This window comes from uncultured Desulfovibrio sp., from assembly GCF_902477725.1.
Lineage (GTDB): Bacteria > Desulfobacterota > Desulfovibrionia > Desulfovibrionales > Desulfovibrionaceae > Desulfovibrio.
The window spans coordinates 1-14,731 of the sequence record NZ_CABSIF010000006.1 but is presented as its reverse complement, the minus strand read 5'-3'; the positions used below and the strand labels follow the sequence as shown (position 1 = coordinate 14,731).

At 58.2% G+C, this 14,731-nt stretch carries 13 protein-coding genes; 2 read left to right on the top strand and 11 right to left on the bottom strand.

What is annotated here, in order from left to right:
* Window positions 1-13: 13 nt before the first annotated feature.
* Window positions 14-1,528 carry an outer membrane homotrimeric porin gene (locus RDK48_RS06615; protein WP_298995560.1) on the bottom strand — a complete coding sequence of 505 codons (1,515 nt, stop codon included), beginning with the start codon at window positions 1,526-1,528 and terminating at the stop codon, window positions 14-16.
* A gap of 405 nt (window positions 1,529-1,933) precedes the next feature.
* Between RDK48_RS06615 and dcuS the strand changes: the two genes are divergently transcribed.
* Complete coding sequence (gene dcuS / locus RDK48_RS06610) at window positions 1,934-3,568, top strand: DcuS/MalK family sensor histidine kinase (protein ID WP_298995557.1); 1,635 nt, start codon at window positions 1,934-1,936, stop codon at window positions 3,566-3,568.
* Window positions 3,565-4,245 (top strand): response regulator, encoded by a 681-nt coding sequence (locus RDK48_RS06605; protein WP_298995554.1) that lies wholly within the window; start codon window positions 3,565-3,567, stop codon window positions 4,243-4,245. Before dcuS ends, RDK48_RS06605 begins: the two co-directional genes overlap by 4 nt.
* Window positions 4,246-4,251: 6 nt before the next feature.
* Here the strand turns inward: RDK48_RS06605 and RDK48_RS06600 are convergent, their stop codons facing one another.
* The 10 genes from RDK48_RS06600 to RDK48_RS06555 all read right to left on the bottom strand — a co-directional run bounded on the left by RDK48_RS06600 (window position 4,252) and on the right by RDK48_RS06555 (window position 14,396).
* Window positions 4,252-5,295, bottom strand: a complete 1,044-nt coding sequence (locus tag RDK48_RS06600; protein WP_298995552.1) for a triphosphoribosyl-dephospho-CoA synthase — start codon at window positions 5,293-5,295, stop codon at window positions 4,252-4,254.
* A complete protein-coding gene (locus RDK48_RS06595) occupies window positions 5,283-5,891 on the bottom strand; it encodes a citrate lyase holo-[acyl-carrier protein] synthase (protein ID WP_298995549.1) in 609 nt (202 codons plus the stop codon). Before RDK48_RS06595 ends, RDK48_RS06600 begins: the two co-directional genes overlap by 13 nt.
* A gap of 60 nt (window positions 5,892-5,951) precedes the next feature.
* Window positions 5,952-7,358, bottom strand: coding sequence for a citrate lyase subunit alpha (gene citF / locus RDK48_RS06590; RefSeq protein WP_298995546.1), 1,407 nt, complete (start codon window positions 7,356-7,358; stop codon window positions 5,952-5,954).
* Window positions 7,359-7,371: 13 nt separating this feature from the next.
* Window positions 7,372-8,226: a CoA ester lyase gene (locus RDK48_RS06585; protein ID WP_298995544.1), complete on the bottom strand. Its 855-nt coding sequence runs from the start codon at window positions 8,224-8,226 to the stop codon at window positions 7,372-7,374.
* Entirely contained in the window at window positions 8,226-8,498 is a 273-nt protein-coding gene (citD, locus tag RDK48_RS06580) for a citrate lyase acyl carrier protein (RefSeq protein WP_298995542.1), read from the bottom strand. Before citD ends, RDK48_RS06585 begins: the two co-directional genes overlap by 1 nt.
* A gap of 76 nt (window positions 8,499-8,574) precedes the next feature.
* On the bottom strand, window positions 8,575-9,624 hold the full coding sequence (locus RDK48_RS06575) for a hypothetical protein (protein WP_298995539.1): 1,050 nt from the start codon (window positions 9,622-9,624) through the stop codon (window positions 8,575-8,577).
* 103 nt (window positions 9,625-9,727) lie between these two features.
* The gene (locus tag RDK48_RS06570) at window positions 9,728-11,065 is read right to left on the bottom strand and encodes a 2-hydroxycarboxylate transporter family protein (protein WP_298995536.1); all 1,338 of its coding nucleotides are present in this window, start codon (window positions 11,063-11,065) and stop codon (window positions 9,728-9,730) included.
* Window positions 11,066-11,173: 108 nt separating this feature from the next.
* A complete protein-coding gene (locus RDK48_RS06565; RefSeq protein ID WP_298995533.1) occupies window positions 11,174-11,926 on the bottom strand; it encodes a sulfite exporter TauE/SafE family protein in 753 nt (250 codons plus the stop codon).
* A 248-nt stretch (window positions 11,927-12,174) separates the two neighbouring features.
* A complete protein-coding gene (locus RDK48_RS06560; protein ID WP_298995530.1) occupies window positions 12,175-13,551 on the bottom strand; it encodes an MFS transporter in 1,377 nt (458 codons plus the stop codon).
* Window positions 13,552-13,562: 11 nt separating this feature from the next.
* Entirely contained in the window at window positions 13,563-14,396 is an 834-nt protein-coding gene (locus RDK48_RS06555; RefSeq protein WP_298995527.1) for an amidohydrolase family protein, read from the bottom strand.
* Window positions 14,397-14,731: the final 335 nt, after the last annotated feature.

The following is a 14,731-nucleotide window of genomic DNA, read 5'->3' as shown; positions in this document are numbered from 1 at the left end:
GACCGCGCGCGGCCTAGAACTGATACACAAAGGTCACGGCGGTATTCCAGGCATCGGCGCTGCGGTCGCTCTTGCCGTTCATCTTGCTGTTGCCCCACACAGATGCGCTCTTGTCGAGGAAGAGCGCGTCATAGTTGGTTTCCACGTAGATGGTGAAGTTGTCGTACATCTTGTACTTGGTGCTCAGGCCAAATTCCACAAGGCTGTCGTTGCGGGTCAGATACAGACCCTCGCGGCCTGGCACGGAACCATCATTGGGAGCCATCCAGCTTCCGGTGGCATTTTTGATCTTTTTCAGGATCGCCGGGTCGTTGGTGCCGCCCATGTAATTGATGCGGAAGGTGTGGCTGAGGTTGTCGATAAAGCTCATATCCTTGAGCCGCGCGCCAATGCCCCAGGTACCGGTCATGGATTTACCCACAATGCTGTCGCGGCCCACAATGGGGTCGCCGTGGAAGGCGAATTCCGAAAAATCGTTGGGGTTGTTGGGGTGGATGTTGGGCATGCGCTCGGAGCCGTTGCCCGGATTGTCATCATCACCCGAGGTATACCAGCCGTAAAGGCCAGGAGTGCTCCAGTCCAGCTTGTATTCGAGCAGCAGGGAGGCCAGCCAGCCAGCGCGGTTCATGGCGGCATCGTCATACTGCACGGAGCCGTAAACAACATCCCACGACACGCGGAAAGGGTCGAACAATGTCACCTGACCGGGCAGGCCCATCCACACGGCATTGCCGTATTGGCTGAGTTTGCGCTTGTGAAAGCCGCCGTACAGGGGCAGCAGACCGGCCTTGGGCCCGCCGGCAGAGGCTACGCTGGCGTAGCTGGTGATCTGCTCATTTTTGACGTTGTTGTCGTTGATGGCCGGGCCAATGCCCATATACATTCCCCAGGGCGTGAGGCTTACGCCGTCAAACGTCAGGGGCAGGGTCAGGCCCACGGCATCCATGTTGTCCATGTAGCCGGGGCTGCGGTTGGTTGCGTCAGTGGTGTTGTCGTTGAAGAGGCGCGCCCAGAAGGCCGTCACGCCCACGTTTTCGTTAAAGGCATAGGAGGCTGTGATGCCCGCCGCATCATCGGCCAGCACCTGGCTGTTGTTGATGTAGTCGGGCAGCTGCATGGGCTGAATACCCATGCGCACCTTGAGGGCCGTCTGCGGCACAGTCCAGTCGAGAAAGGCGTTCTTGACCTTGACCCAGTTGCCGTCCGCACCCAGCGAGCCGCCGCTGTTGCTGGCGCCCCAGTACTGCATCATGCCACGGTTGTAGCCACCCAGTTCAAAGTGCACTGTGCCGGAAAGATTTTCAGAAGCCTTGGCGTCCAGTTGCAGGCGAACCTGCTGGGCGGCTTCAAATTCGTCTTCACCTGTGCTGTAGCCCGTTTTGTTCCCGCCCTCGGTAAAATTGCCGTGCTGGCCGTAGCTGAAATTATAAGCCCAGCGGCCTTTGGCCGAAAAATCAATGGCGCTTGCTCCCCCGGGCATTGCGCACAACATCCCGGCTACCAAAAGTAACACTGCAATTTTCTTCATCCCCGGCTCCATCTTCGTTTCCTGGTTCAGTAACTCAATGACCAACGCAACAGCATTCCAAAATCTGCACACATAGGGGGGTCGCCATTCCTAACTCCGTAGGTGATATTTTTCCACACTATTTTTTACTTGGCCGTGGAACGTGTGGGCTCCGCGCGCTACACCTGTGCGGTTTCAGGGGATGTTTTGCAAAATGTTGCCATTTGCGCGAATGGCGGTGGCGATGTCCGTTTTTCAACGCGCTTGCCGCCATTTGCGGCCCCACAACGCACCTGATATGATAGCTTCTGGCGGGCAAGCCCACGCCCGCCGCAATTGTGCCGCACACTCACAGGCGGAGCCCGGCCACGGGCCGCCGCCACAATCCGGTCTGCCCGCCAGCATGACCGCCCTCATCGGTTTGCCATGCTGCACGCCATCAAAAATTCCAGCCTGTTTGTAAAGCTTGTTATTATGGTCAGTCTGGCGCTTTGCCCGCCAATATTGTTCAGCCATCTGGCAGAATCATACTTCATCAGCAAATACGGATACGAAGAGGCGGAAAAAACCGTTTCCAACGTGGCCCGCCTTTCGGCGGAATCGTCCACCGTCATTGAAGGTATGCGCTCGGACAAGCCCGAAGCACGCAAACAAATGGTGGATTTTGTAGAAATGCTTACCCATGTTTCCAATGTAAAATTTATTGTGCTCATCGACATGCAGGGTACGCGCATCCACCACCCGGAGGCCTGGAAAATCGGCGGGCATATCATGGGCGGCGACGAAGGAGATTCCCTCAAGGGGCGCACCTATATTTCGTCCGCACGCGGTTCGTTCGGCTTTTCGCTGCGGGCATTCAGGCCCATCTATGACGAGCAGGGCAAACAGCTGGGCGCTGTGGCCGTAGGTATCATGTCCAAGGATATCGAGGCCAATGTGGCCCGATTGAGCGGCCCATTGTTGTGGCTTTCCGGGCTGTCGCTGGCTGTGGGCATACTGCTGGCCGTGCTGCTTTCGCGCACCATCAAGAATATTCTTTTCGGGCTTGAACCGCACCAGATCGCGCGCATGCTTGAAGAACGCAACGCCATTCTGCGCACCGTGCGCGAGGGCATTATTGCCGTAAACAAAGACGGCACGCTGGTGCTCGTGAATGAAATGGCCGAAAAGATCCTGCGCGCTGCGGGCGTTGCCGGGCCTCTGGAAGGGCAGCCAGTGCAAAAGACCATTCCCGCCACCCGCCTGGACGCCATTATTGCCTCCGGCAAGCCAGAGTACGATATGGAACAGAACATCAATGGCAACATTATCATGACCAACCGTGCGCCCATATGCGTGCAGGGCAAGGTCATCGGCGCAGTGGCGACCTTCCGCGACATGACCGAGGTGCGCGCTCAGGCCGAGCGGCTCACGGGCCTCAGCAACTACGCCGAAGCCCTGCGCTCGCGCTCGCACGAATACCTCAACAAGCTGCACGTCATTTCAGGCCTGCTGCGCAACAGGCGCTACGAAGAGCTTGAGGGATACCTTGAGCACATTATCGGCAGCAAAAAACGGGAAACATCGTCCATTGCGGCCCTGGTCAGAGACCCCATTGTGGCGGGTTTTCTGGAGAGCAAATACAGCCGCGCCCATGAACTGGGCGTAACCCTTCGCATTGAGGGCAACGGCGTGCTGCCTGCCCTTTCGCCCAAGGGTGCGCACGCCATGGTAACAATTGTGGGCAATCTTATAGACAATGCCTTTGACGCCGTTACTTATGCGGGAGAGAAAATTATTACCCTGCACATTGAAAGCGACTTCAGCAGGCCCGACGGCAACGGTCAGCTTGTTATCAGCGTTTCCGACACCGGACGCGGCATAGCGGAGGAGCATCAGGAAAAAATCTTCACAAAGGGTTTTTCAACCAAGGGCTCCAACAGGGGCATAGGCCTCTACATGTTGCTGCTCACCCTGGACGAAGTGGACGGATCTGTGGAAATAGATTCGCGGTTGGGTCACGGTTCGACATTTATTGTCCGTTTTCCCGCAACTGTTCTGGCTGAAGGAGAACAACAATGATCCGCGTCATCATCATTGAAGACGACCCCATGGTGGCAGATCTGGCCGCCGGGTATCTGGAAGGCATAGACGGCTTCAAGCTTGACTACACAGCCCATTCCGGCGAGGAGGGCCTTGCTCTGCTGCGCGCGCACCATGTGGATCTCGTGCTGCTGGACGTATTCATGCCCGGCATGGATGGCATGGAACTGTTGCGCATCATCAAGTCGCAGTTTTTTCACACGGACGTGATCATGATAACCGCTGCGCAAAACAGCGATGACATCCTCAACGCCCTGCGCATGGGCGTGGCGGACTATATCGTCAAACCATTCACCTTTGAACGCTTTCGCGAATCGCTGCTCCAGTTCCGTGAAAAACGCCAACTGCTCATTTCGCCAGAGGTACCCATTACGCAAGAAATGCTTGATCGGCGCATCTTCATCAAAAAGGAGCGCCATACTGCTGCCTCTGGCACGCCCAAGGGCATTGACGCGCGCACGTTGAAAACCGTCATGCAGGTATTGCAAAAATACGACGGGCCGTTCAGCCTCAAGGATATAGAACCGCTGACAGGTCTTTCGCGCATTTCGCTAAAGAAATACTTCGATTACCTTGCGGCCACAGGCAGGCTCGGTAGTGTGAAAGATTACGGCGGCCCCGGCAGACCCGTGACCCTGTATAACTGGATTGCGTGAGGGGACTCAGCCCCTGCCGTGCAAGCGCAGCAGGTACAAAAATACGCTCACAGCCAGCATGTCGGCACAGCCGCCGGGGCTCAGCCGCCGCTGGGCAAAGTCGACGCTCATACGGCGCAGCGCCTCCTGCCCTGCGGGAGTGCACAGCCCCCCGGCAGCAAGAGCAGAGCGCGCGGCTCCTGCCGCATGGTGCAACCCATGTGCGCCGCCGCGCCATAAAATATTGGTGTCGTCCATGCTCTGCATCAGTTCCAGCAGGCAGTGAACCATGGCCGTGTTGAGGTCGCGCCCGGCCCCGTGCGCCTCCAGCGCCTGCAAGCCAAGCCCCACATGCGGGAACCCCTGCTCCGCTTCACCTCTGATACCTGTAATGCCGTAGAGCAGGTACAGAACCTCCCCGGCGGTAAGCTTACGTTGCAAGCGCGCTTCCAGAGCGGGGCGCACGGCGCGCGGCACTCGTTGAAGGCTCGCTCCCAATCCTACAGGCAGAAGGATCTGCGTTCTCAAAGAACCACCCAAGACTTTCCGCTCCTCAGCCAGATGGGCAAAATCCCTCTGCACCAGCCCGCGCACCAATAGAGCCGCCTCGCTACGCACGCGCGCTTCAGAAACCCCCTGTTCAGACATAGATCGGCTCAGCCGCCCCACAACGGCGCAGAACAGCCCCATGGAAAAAATCAGCCCTTTGTGGGTGTTTACGCCAGATGTGGCCTGCAACATACACTGCTCCGCCCGTATACCGAGGGGGCGCAGGCGGGCAAAAGCCTGCCCAGGCGCAAGGCGGTATGTGGCCCAGCCAAGGGCGTGCGCCTTGGCAAAATAAGGACGCAGTGCCTTGGCGCTGCGCACAAACAGGGGATAGTCCATATCACTGTGCGCACCATTGCCGTCAATACACACTAACCCCGGTTTGGGGCTGGTCGCCGCTTCAAGAATCGCTGCCCGCGAGGCCAGTTCCGCCACCCGCATACCGGGCAGACACAGGCATATGCCTGTCTGTATGCTGGCGCTCCCGGCTAGCTCGTCCAGCAGGGGCATTACGGCCGACATGCCCGCTCCTGCCCTGCATTTTCATTGGCAAGTCGCAGCATGTCGCGCACAACTGTCAGTAGTTCCTCAAGGCTGTGCCTGCCCTCGCGGCGGCACAGGCTGGCGGGTCTGGAACACAGAAAACATTGTCGCGGCACACGCCCCATACGTGCTTCCCGCACCAGATTTTCCGCACTTTCCTGCGCTCCGGTCGTGGCGACAGAAAGATGCTCGCGGTTTACAGGCTGCCCTTGGGCATCCATCACGTCCGCATCGGCCAACCTGCCGAGAATGTGCCGTTCCTCCACTGCAACGGCCAGCTCCTTGAGGGCGATGGCCTCCATACGCACCGCTGCTATCCAGGTCGGACCATCCGGATTCTGAGCGGCTCCGCCGGATAGGCGGCACTCCTCCAGCAGAACGCCGCCTGCCTCTTCCACTCGCTCACGCAGGGCCGCCTGCAGCTGGTTAAGGGCGGCTTCCGCACCGGGCAGATTTTTATCCGGTCCGGGGATATTCAACGTCAGGGAAAGTACCGGGCAATTGTAGTTGCCAGCCATGGACAAACGGGCGTTCCACCGACGTTCTCGCTCGGCAAGTATCTGGCAAAAATCCATGGCAGTTGCTCCTGCGCGGCGCTGGCGAGGCAGTCCCCGCCAGCGCGAGCGTGCGAGAATCTATTGTACGGCGTATATTTTGTCCGCAATGGTTCCGTCCCGGTATTCCACGTGCCCCACAACCTTTTCGCCGTGCTCAAAGGCAAGAGGCTTGCCTGTCATCTTCATGGCTGTTTCGTGCAGTTCGGCGATGTCGCACACTGGCAGGCGGGCATCGCGCAGGCGGTCGGCCAGTTCTTTGCGGGCCGGATTCACGGCAATGCCGCGCTCGGTCACCAGCACATCAACAGTATTGCCTCTGGTGGTCAGGGTGGTGCACTTGTCCACCACAATGGGCAGGCGCGCCCGCACCAGCGGGGCCACAATGATGGTCAGTTTGGCCCCGGCGGCGGCATCGTTATGCCCGCCCGAACCGCCGATAATATTGCCGTTGGAGTCGGTGGTGACGTTGACGTTGAAGTTCAGGTCAACCTCGGTGGCCCCCAGCAGCACGGCGTCCAGATAATCCACGCAGGCGCTCTTGCTGGCCGGGTTGGCGTATGTATCCGCCGAAATCTCCACATGGCGCGGGTTCCGGGCCATGGACTGCACACTGCTCAGATCAAAGCACTGGACGTCAAAAACGTTGTCAAACAGCCCTTCCTCCAGCATTTCGACCATGTACCTGGTGATGCCGCCCAGCAAAAATCCACCGTGCAGTTTCATGGCGCGCATGTCTTCCTGCAAAAAGATGGAGGCAGCCAGGGATGCGCCGCCAGCGCCGGTCTGGTAATTGAAGCCGTCCCTGAGCAGGCCAGACGCGCGGATAACGGCCTGTGCGCTACGGGCGATGGCCAGAGCTACAGGATCGCGGGTAAGGCTGATGGAGCCGGAAACGATGCCCGCAGGATCGCCGATCTTGTCCACTACAACCACACAGTCCACCTGGTCGTGGGGGATGCTCACGCGGCCAAGGCCGCCCTGTACCAGATGGTCGGTCACGGCGATAACGTGAGTGGCATGCCTGCCGTCGGGCATGGCATAGCCCAGTGAGCCGCAGGCCGACGGGCCTTCCGTGCCGTTGATGTTGCCCAGCGCGTCCACCGCCGGAGCGGCAATGACGGCAATGTCTATCTTGAGCGACCCCTCGCCGATGGCGCGGGGTCTGCCCCCGTGCGAACGGAACATGACGGGCGTGGGCAAAAGGCCCTCGGTTACAGCCCGGGCCAGCGGGCCGCTCATGTAGTCTGTATCAATGCCCGTGATAACTCCGCTCTTGATGTGCGGCACAAGGTGCTCATGCACGGGGAACAGCGAGGAGCAGGCAACGATGATATTCTTGATGCCCAGCGAGGCAACAGCATCCATGGTCATGTTGACCACATGATCTCCGTTGCGCAGGTGGTGGTGGAACGAAAGCGTCATTCCGTCGGTAATGCCGCACTGGCGCAGGGCATTGGCAATGGTTGCTATAAACTTGTTTTTCATGGCTGCGCCCCCTTTAGACATCGGCCAAAAGCAGTATGCGTTCCGCCCTCTTGATAATGGGCAGGTCAATCATCATGCCGTCCAGTGAAACTGCCCCCTTGCCCTCGGCCTCAGCCAGCCGGGCTGCGGCCATCACGCGCTTTGCCCAGTTGATTTTTTCCGGTGCGGGCACAAAGGCGCGGTTGACGCGGTGCACATGGTGGGGCGAAATAACGGCCTTGCCGTCAAAGCCCAGCTGCACGGCAAAGGCGGCGTCTTTTTCCAGCCCTTCGAGGTCGGAAACAAAGGGAAAGGGCGTGTCTATGGCCAATACGCCTGCGGCTTTGCAGGCCGTGAGCAGTCGCGAACGGGCATAGGCGATTTCTTCGCCCTGCGCGGTGCGCTGCGCGCCCATGGCTGCGGTAAAGTCTTCCGCACCCAGCAGTATGCCCTGCAACAGAGGGCTGGCAGAGGCTATGGAGTAGACGTTTTCAAGACCCAGCGGGGTTTCAACGATCACCAGAGCCTTTACCTCTTCCTCCACGCCAAACTTGAGCCGGGCGGCTTCAATAGCCCCGGCCACCTGCCGCACTTCTTCCGCCCGCTCCATCTTGGGAACCATCACAAAGTTGGTGCGGGCTTCGACCACGGCTTCCATATCCGCCTGCCAGAAAGGCGTGTCCAACCCGTTGATACGCACAGTGATGCCCACGCCCTGGGGCCGCAGCTCTTTGAGCGCGTGGCTCACGAGAGTACGGGCCGCATCCTTTTCCTGGCGGGCAACGGCGTCTTCCAGATCAAAAATAACCACATCAGCGCCCAGGCACTGGGCGCTGGCAAGCATACCGGGATTGTTCCCGGGCATGAAAAGAAACGTGCGGTTGCGCATCACATCTTCTCCTTGTAACGGGCGATGGCTGTTTCCATGCGGGCCTTGATGGTGCACTCCAGCGCGCCCTTGTCCTGCACGGTTACTTCCACGCCGGAAAGCCCGGAGGCTTCCAGGCACTGTTCAACAACCGCCCTGATGGCCGGCCCAAACTGGTTGATGACAATGCTCGACAGATTGACGCTGTTGGCGCTGCCGCCGGTGCTGCTGATGGTGATAAGGATGTCGTTTGATTCCAGTGTACCCGACAGGGCGCTGCAGTGTGCGCTCATAGTATATCTCCTCCGGCGGCAGGGCCGCCTGCATGAAGTCAGGACAGATCAGTCACGGGCATTGTCCGAAAAGCCCTCAGTGCCGCCCCTCATGGTTTTCCATGCGGTGCAGCAGGTCCGCTCCCTGTTCAGAGCGCAAGAAGTTGAATGTTACCGTGGGCAGCAGGGACTCAAGCTCACGCCACTGGGCCTCGCCAGCCCCGCCGCGCAAAAGGGCGCGCACGCGCGAAGCGCTCACCGCCGCGCCGATGGATTCCAGACGGGGGATTTCCCGCAGGGCCAGCCCGTTGCGGGCGAATTCCTGCGCCATAACGGCATTGTATTGCCTGGTTACGGGATCAAATGGTTCTGTGCCCACAAAACGTATGGAAATGCCCAGGTCAGGCGCGATGCGCGTGGCAAAAATGGCGCAGTCCAGACCAGCATGCACGCTGCCGCGTGTTGCATCCGCCGTAAAATAGGCCGGAAAGCTGGCTCGCGAGACCATGTACGGCCCAGCGGGCAGCACCAGTACATTGGACAGGTGGGCCAGCCCCTCGCTCACCAGCTTGAAGCGCACAGCAAATGGCACCACGGAAACGTCTTCCTGCACCACAAAGACCAGCAGGCGGTTGCAGGAAACCGCCGCAGTGCTGGCCAGATATTCGTGCCCACGGGTAAATGGATTGGCGTTCATGACAATGGCCCCAAGAATCGGAGCCTGCGACCCTGCAAATGCTGCGATGCGCGCACGCGTGGCGGACAACCAGTCCGCATAGTCTGGCCGTCCCTGCTCCAGCAGGGCCGCCTGCGCTGTACGGGCTATGAGCGAAAAACCCGCCGCCTCGAATTTTTCCGCCTCGCTGCCCTTGGTAAAAATCAGAAAATGGCCTATCCCTCGCTCTTTGCCGTGCAGCACAAGACGGCTCAGGATGGCAGTGGAAACACCGCTCCCCTGCGCCGCCGGAGCCACGCAAAAACCGCACAGCACATTGCCCACCAGAAATCCACAGGCGAGCATGAGGCCGTCCTCGTAGTATCCCAGGCCGTAATCACACCCGGCTGGCATGCTCAACCTGGCAGAAGCCAGGAGCTTTTCAGCCTCGGCCCATTCCGTGTCGATCAAGATTTGGCGATATTCCTGCATGCGCTTTCCCTGTGGATATACGCCCGGCTATTCCAGCATTCACAACAGTCCGTCCCCGGAAGGCGCCACGCGTCCTCCGGGGAACCAGAATATGTGCTTGCCATTAGCCCGCGTAAAATACGCGCATGAGAATAACCGCCATGACCACCACCGAAGCACCGCCGATGCGCGTAGATATCTGCGCAAAAGGCATAAGCTCCATGCGGGCCGAAGCAGAAAGAATAGCCACGTCGCCGGTGCCGCCAAGGCCGCTGTGGCAGGCCGTTACAAGGGCGGATTCCACAGGGTACATGTTCAGGAAGCGAGCGGTGAAAAAGCCGCACCCAACCATGGAAAGCACGGTGGCAACCACGGTGATGACGTAGCTCGGCTGGATAACGGCCACTACGTCCTTCCACGGGGTGTAGCACACGCCAATGCCCACCAACAGCGCCCACGTGAGGTTTTTGGAAACAAAAAGGTAGAACTGTTTGGCGCTCTTTTCAACAATGGTGGGCATGATGCCCAGCGCCTTAACAATTGCTGCGGACAGAATCATGATAATGGGGGCCGGGATGGGAATGACCATGTTTACCAGCATGCCGAAAAGATAGAAGCAGCAGGCGGTAAGCAGACCCATGCCCAGGATGGTCACGTCAATGGTTTCCTTTTCTTCCGTGGGCAGCAGGTCGCCATCGCCAGTACGTACGAGCTTGCCGTTACCGGTGCTTTCGGGATGCTTGATGGCGTAACGGCGCAGAATGCCAGCGCAGATAATGGCCGTCACGTTGCCCAGCATGGCTGCCGGGGCCACCATGGCAATAAACTTGCCGGGGTCAACTCCCTGAATTTCTGCATATCCGGCAGAAAGGGGCAGAATGCCTTCACCCACACCGCCGGAAATGATGGGAACAACAATGTAGAAAAAGCTTTCAAACACGCCATGGCCCAGCAGCGTGCCCACGCCCGTGCCTACAATACAGCTTGCCAGCGTACCCAGAATAAGCGGTACGAACATGCGCAGAAAACCTTGAATAAGCACCTGCCGCATCATCCCCAGGATGCTGCCCGTCACCAGACTGGCGATATAAAAATACAGGAAGTTCGCGCCGCCGCCCTTGCTGCCGGTGAAGTGGAACACGGCCTCCTTGGCCGGACCGTCCAGAACGCTGTAATACACCAGCACGGAGGGAATGAAGATGGAGAGAATGGCAGGCCCGCCAATATCCTTGAGCACGGGCAGGCGCAGACCCATGTCGCCCAGCAGGATGCCCAGAATGAGCATCACGGAAAAACCGCCGATCATGTCCTTGGGCAGCTTGCCGTAGTGTGAGGCCAGAAAGATTACCGCGGCAAAAAACAAATATGCTGGAAGCGGCACCGGGCCAATCTTGAAATTGAGCAGTTTGTCCCAAAGCCCTTCGGAACCGGATCCGATACGGTTATTTTCTACGGTTTGCATGACATTGACCCTCCGTGGAGTATTTGATCTTTGTCTATGACACCCCGTAAAATAAATCTTTTTATGTAACTTATAAAAAAACTTAGGTAACTTTTGTAAGTTTGCGGTCTATAACTGGCTCATAGCCCGCCATGCGATGAACAGACCTATGGCCATGCAAAGCCCGCTGACCATGCGCTTGAGCAGGCTCACAGGCACACGGTGGGCAATGTGCGCGCCCACGGCTATGCCCACAAGCTCGCAAGCCGTGACCCACCAGACCGTGGAATAGGAAATGAAGCCGTTGCTCATGTTGCTTGCAGAGCCGGAAACAGAAATAACCATCTGCAAAACCTGGCTTGTGGCAATGCACTGCAAGGGCGCGTAGCTGAACAGCAGCATGACCGGCACGGAAATGATGCCCCCGCCAGCCCCCGTCATGCCGCACAAAAATCCCGTAAAAATGCCAATGCCAAAGAGCAGAGCCGTATTGCCCCTGGGGCTGAGCCGCTGGGCCATGCCCGTGCCCTTGCGCACCGGAAGCATGGAATACAGGCTGGAAAAGATTATCAGACAGGCCAGCAGAATGTTGAGCCCGCGCGCCGGAACATACGCCCCCACATACGCCCCCGCATAACCAGACAAAAAGCTGCCCGCCACCACTGGCAGGGTAACCCGCCAGTCAATGGTGCCGTAGCGCTGATAGCTCGCCGTTGCCACAATGCCCGCAAACAGAAAGCTGAACAGCGCCGTTGCCATGGCCTCATGCGTGCCGAGCCCGCCGAAAAACATGATGGCCGGAATCAGCAGTACGCCGCCCACCCCTGTTGCGCCAATAAGCGCGCCCACCAGAAATGACGAAAACGCAAGCGCCACAAGCATAAAGGCTCCTTATGATTGCTGCGGGCATGGGCAGCGCGCCGGGCCGAGGGTTTGCCCGGCGCACGCCCGCAATGTCGGCAAAGTGTCGGCAGAGCGACTGGCTAAACGGTGGCTGCAAATTCCGTCCAACCTGTCCGCTACAAAAGCGCCGCCCTGCCGTTCGGGGCCGGGAGGCGCAAACCGGGAGCGTGGCGGGGTCCGGCATATGACCCCGCCACGCGGGAGGAGAGTGTTTAGTCCGAGAGAGGTTACACCGCCGCGTCGGTCACAGCAGATTCAGAGGCCTCTTCCGCGCTGCTGGCAGGCGCAGTGTGGTACAGGTCGTTGCGTTCGCGGATGGTTCCCAGCCAGATGGTGGATATGGTGCTGATAATACCAGCCACAAGCAGATAGCCGCACAGATACCAGGGTTGCGAACCATTGGCCTGTACCAGCATGGTGGCAATCATGGGCGTCAGGCCCGAGGCGAAGATGCCTGAAAACTGATACACGAAGGAAATACTTGAATAGCGTACAGTGGCGTCAAAGCTGTCGGAGAACAGGCTCGCCATGCTGGCGTAAGCGGCAGCGTAGACGATACCGAAGGGAACAATGATGGCAAGGTACACAAAGAACAGGTTGGTGGTGGCGTAGTTGTGCAGCACCCAGAACACGGGGAAGGAGGTGATGCCCAGCAGCACTGCGGCAGTGCCGAAAATGCGGCCCTTGCCTATGCGGTCGGCCATGGCGCCCCACATGGGGATAAAGCAGGCCATGACGGCAGATGCCACCACCACGGCCATAAGGGCCACGGTACGGTTAACGCCGCAGGTATTTGTAAGGTAGGTCAGGGAGAACACGCCAAATACGTTGAAAGCGATACCTTCCACAAAACGCGCACCCACGCAGGCCATCAGGGTCTTGGGGTAACGTTTGAAGGCGTCAATCATGGGGTAGCGGATTTTTTCCACATGCTTTTTGGCGCTGGAAAAGTCCTGAGTTTCCTGCACGGAGGTACGGATGTACGCGCCAACAAGCACCAGTACGGCGCTTAACACAAAGGCCACGCGCCAACCCCAGGCGATAAAGGCCTCGTCGGGCAGCAGCCAGGAAAGCACGCCGATCACGCCGGATGCCAGCATGAGACCAAGGGAAAGACCCACCTGGGGCAGGCTGCCGTAAAACGCACGCTTGTGGGCAGGGGCCGATTCAAAGGCCATAAGCACCGCACCGCCCCACTCGCCGCCAAGGCCAATACCCTGGGCAATGCGGCAGGTAACCAGCAGAATGGGCGCCCAGATACCGATGCTGTCATAGGATGGAATGCAGCCAATAAGCACTGTGGCCACGCCCATGATTTCAAGGGTGAGAATGAGCATTTTTTTGCGGCCGATCTTGTCGCCAAAATGCCCGAAGATAAAACCGCCAAGGGGGCGGGCCACAAAGCCCACGGCAAAGGTCGCAAATGCCAGGATGGTACCAACGCCCGACGAAAAGGACGGGAAAAACAGTTTGTTGAACACAAGCCCGGCGACTACGCCGTAGAGGAAAAAGTCATACCATTCGATGACCGCGCCCATCAGGGAAGAAATAACTACGCGGCGCAGGTTTGCCTGGGCAGTTGCTTTATCAACAGCGTTGCTCATGTGTTTTCTCCTTATGACAGGCCCAGCACGCGGCGGGCGTTTTCATACATGACCTTGCGGCGGACTTCTTCTGTAAGATCAAAGTGCTTGTAGGCATCAAGAGCATCAGCCAGCTCCACAAATGGATGGGCGCTGGCAAAAAGTATTTTGTCGGGGATGAGGTCGTTCATGGCGCGCACGTACACGTCAACCATGGGCGCGCGCTCGTATTCCGAAATATCCATATACACATTGGCGTTGCGCAGGCAGGTGTAGATGGCCTCGTTTACAAAGGGGTACCCGCCGTGGCTCATGATGAGCGTCAGCTCGGGAAAATCTCTGGCGACCTTGTCCACATCGCGTGGGTCTGCGTATTCCAGAATGGCCCCCGGCACCTGCGGCGGCGGAGCCATGGTGATGAACACAGGAATATTCAGCTCGCAGCACTTGGTGTACAGCGGATAAAACCTGGCCTCGGAAGCGGGTATGTGCGCAAGGTAAGGGTCAATGGCAATACCCTTCATGCCGTAATCGGCAACCACGCGCTCAATTTCGCGCACCGCGTCCATTTTTTTGTGCGGATCAATGCCCCAGAACCCCACAAACTTGTCAGGATAAGCCCTGCAAAACTCCAGCACGCTGTTGTTGTTGGCCGGAAATCCGTAAGTGGTTTCGCAGTCACGACCGGTTATGACCCCAAGTTCCACACCAAGATTGTTCAGATCAGCCACAATCTCGTCAAGAGGCTGGGGCTTGCGGGCGTCAAAGCCAATGGCTTTGCAGGCCGCCTTGAACATGGCGCTGTTCTTGATGCCGTTAATGATTTCTGGCGTGTTTGGGCGAAAGCGAAAGTCAATAACGTTCATAATGCGGTTCTCCTGAACCCGCTTGGGGGGTTATGCGGCGCTGGTGGCAAGTGCGTCTGCCATATCCACGCGGGTTGCCCGACCAGGCTTCCCGCGCAGGAAACAAAAAGGTTTCCCATCTCTCTTCTCCAGGCGTTGCTATTTCTAAGCCGTTCAGGTCGCCTCCAACCCACGCGGCTTGTGATATTTTTCGTTTTGCACGATGTGTGCCAGATCACAAAGCCTGATTCTCAGCAATCCATCACGTAAAATTCAATAAAATCAGTATAATATTTTTATTTATATCATATTTTTTTAGTATGTTTTAGAGCCACGTCGCAATTTTGCATCAAGCA